Source organism: Brevundimonas sp. (assembly GCF_031082345.1).
In the GTDB taxonomy this organism is placed as follows: domain Bacteria; phylum Pseudomonadota; class Alphaproteobacteria; order Caulobacterales; family Caulobacteraceae; genus Brevundimonas.
Genome location: NZ_JAVHLH010000302.1, coordinates 1 through 964, shown reverse-complemented (window position 1 = coordinate 964; position 964 = coordinate 1). Strand labels below are relative to the sequence as shown.

The 964-nt window shown below is 73.4% G+C and carries 1 protein-coding gene; it reads left to right on the top strand.

Annotated elements, in window-relative coordinates; genetic code table 11:
• On the top strand, positions 1–964 hold a 964-nt coding region (locus tag RDU12_RS14370), incomplete at both ends, for an efflux RND transporter periplasmic adaptor subunit (RefSeq protein ID WP_308685313.1).

Genomic DNA, 964 nt, shown 5'->3' with positions numbered 1-964 from the left:
CCGTCACCGTGGCCGCCGCCACCCTGAGAAACCTGCCGCGCACCGTCACCGCCTCCGGGACCATCTCGGCCTGGGAAGAGGTGCCGGTCGGCGCCGAGACCGGCGGACTGACCGCCACCGCCGTCTATGTCGACGAAGGCCGCTACGTCCGTCAGGGACAGCCGCTGGTCCAGCTCAATGACGCCCTGCTGCGCGCCCAGCTGCGCCAGCAGCAGGCGGCGGTGCAGACCGCCGAGGCCAACGCCGATCGCGACCAGGCGGCGCTGGACCGCGCCCAGGAGCTGAAGGAACGCGGCTTCCTGAGCCAGGCTTCGCTGGATACCGCCCTGGCCAACAAGCGGTCCTCCGACGCCAATCTTCTGTCTGCCAGGGCTTCGCTGACGGAGACGCAGACGCGGCTGTCGCAGGCCGCGATCCGCGCGCCGGTCTCGGGCCTGGTGATCAGCCGCAACGTCACCCGCGGCCAGATCGTCTCGGCCGGCGCCGAGCTGTTCCGCATCGTCCGCGACGGTCGGCTGGAGCTGGACGCCCAGGTGCCGGAGACGGACCTGGCGCTGGTCCGTTCCGGGCAGAGCGCCGTGGTCTCGTCCGACCAGGTCGGCGAGACGACGGGGACGGTCCGCATCGTGACGCCCGAGGTCGATCCCGAGACCCGGCTGGGACTGGCCCGCATCTCGCTGTCGGCGGGAGCCGGCTTCCGTCCCGGCATGTTCGGCCGCGCGCGCATCGACGTCGGCGCCAATCCCGCCGTGACCGTGCCCACGGCGGCGGTGCTGTACCGGGAGAACCGCCCGGGGGTGTTCCTTCTCGACTCCCAGGGCCGCGCCCGCTTCCGGCCAGTGGTCATCCAGACGCGGGGCCGCGACTGGACCGCCGTCGACGGCGTCGAGGCCGGGGCGCGCGTCATCGTCTCGGGCGCCGGCTTCCTCGGCGACGGCGACCCGCACCCGGTCGCCGTCGCCGA